This window comes from Phenylobacterium sp., assembly GCF_031425575.1.
Lineage (GTDB): Bacteria > Pseudomonadota > Alphaproteobacteria > Caulobacterales > Caulobacteraceae > Phenylobacterium.
Genome location: NZ_JANPJP010000175.1, coordinates 1 through 1,866, shown reverse-complemented (window position 1 = coordinate 1,866; position 1,866 = coordinate 1). Strand labels below are relative to the sequence as shown.

Below are 1,866 nucleotides of genomic sequence, written 5' to 3'. Positions count from 1 at the left end.
CGCCCGCGCCGAAATAAGCCTCTTTCGTCAGAGGTTTTAAGCGAACGGCCGTCCCTCACGGGGCGGCCGTTTTCTTTTGCCCGACGCGGCGGTGGTATTAGACCCTGACCGACTTGGCCAGGTTGCGGGGCTGGTCCACGTCCGCGCCTTTTTGCACGGCCACATAGTAGGCCAGCAACTGGATCGGCGGGGCGTAAACCAGGGGCGCGATGAACGGATCGCAGGCCGGCCCGACGATCACCTTCATGCCCGGCTGCGCGTGTTTGGCCCCTTCCGCGTCGGTGATCAGGATGATCGGCCCGCCGCGCGCGGCCACCTCGCTCATATTGGCCAGGGTCTTTTCCATCAGCGGGTCACTCGGCGCGATGACGATGGTAGGCGTCGCCTCGTCGATCAGGGCGATGGGGCCGTGCTTAAGCTCGCCGGCGGCGTACCCCTCGGCGTGGATGTAGCTGATCTCCTTGAGCTTAAGGGCGCCTTCCAGCGCCATCGGGAACATCGGCCCCCGGCCCAGGTAAAGGACGTCGCGCGCGCGGGCCAGTTCCGGCGCCAGCAAACGGATAGCCTCCTCGGCCAGGGTCGCCTCCGCCATGAGCCGCGGCGCTTCCAGCATCACCCGGACCAGCCGTTGCTCCTCAGCTGCATCGATACGGCCGCGCGCCCGGGCCGCAGCGACGGCCAGCGCGGCGAGCACGCTGACCTGGGCCGTGAACGCCTTGGTGGAGGCGACCCCGATCTCGACGCCGCAGTGGATCGGCCACACCACGTCGACCTCACGGGCCATAGTGGACCCTACCGCATTGACCACGGCGGCGCTCTTCATGCCTTTGGCCTGACAATAGCGTAACGCGGCCAGCGTGTCGGCGGTCTCTCCCGACTGCGACATGGCGATCACCAGAGATCCCGCCCGCAATGCCGGCTCGCGGTAGCGGAACTCGGAGGCCACTTCCACGTCCACCGGCAGGTCCGCCAGCTTTTCGATCAGATATTTGCCGAGCATGCCGGCGTAGTAGGCCGTGCCGCAGCCGACGATCTGGATCCGCTCAAGGGCGGCAAAGTCGACGCCGCCCGGGATGGCCGTGTGACCAGTCAGGGTGTCCACATAGGCTGCAATCGTGCGTTGGCAGCCTTCGGGTTGGTCATGGATCTCCTTCTCCATGAAGTGCCGATAGTTGCCCTTTTCCATCAGCGTTGCGGACTGGGGCACAGTCTGGACGGCGCGCTGCGCGGGACGACCCTCCGCGTCGAACACGCGGGCCGTCGTGTGGTCGATGACGACGAAATCGCCGTCCTCCAGATAGGCGATCCGGTTGGTGAAGGGCCCGACCGCCAAGGCGTCTGAGCCTAAGAACATCTCGCCGTCGCCATAGCCTAAAACCAGCGGGGGACCCCGGCGTGCGCCCATCAGCAGGGCCTCTTCGCCATCCACCATCACCACCAGAGCAAATGCGCCGCGAACCTGATCCAAAGTGGCCTTCAGGGCGTCGGTGGGCGCCTTGGTGGCCAGTTCGCTGTCCAGAAGCTGCGCCACCACCTCGGTGTCGGTGTCGGTGGTGAAGGTCCGGCCCTGGGCCTGCAAGGCGGCTTTCAGCTCGGCAAAGTTCTCGATGATGCCGTTGTGGACCAGCGTCACGCGACCGGCGCGGTGCGGATGGGCATTGCCCTCGGTGGGCGGGCCATGCGTGGCCCAGCGGGTGTGGCCAATGCCTACGGTTGCGGTGAGTGGCTCGGCCGCCAGCACCTCCTCCAGGTTCTTGAGCTTGCCGGCCGCACGGCGGCGCTCGACGCCCCGGGACGTAAACCCGGCGATCCCGGCGGAGTCATAGCCCCGATATTCCAGCCGCTTCAGGCTCTCGATCAGCCGCG

At 66.6% G+C, this 1,866-nt stretch carries 1 protein-coding gene; it reads right to left on the bottom strand.

Going from position 1 to position 1,866, the window contains the following annotated elements; genetic code table 11:
- Window positions 1-97: 97 nt before the first annotated feature.
- A partial coding sequence (gene glmS / locus RMO97_RS09905; RefSeq protein WP_310540725.1) for a glutamine--fructose-6-phosphate transaminase (isomerizing) occupies window positions 98-1,866 on the bottom strand: 1,769 nt, incomplete at its 5' end.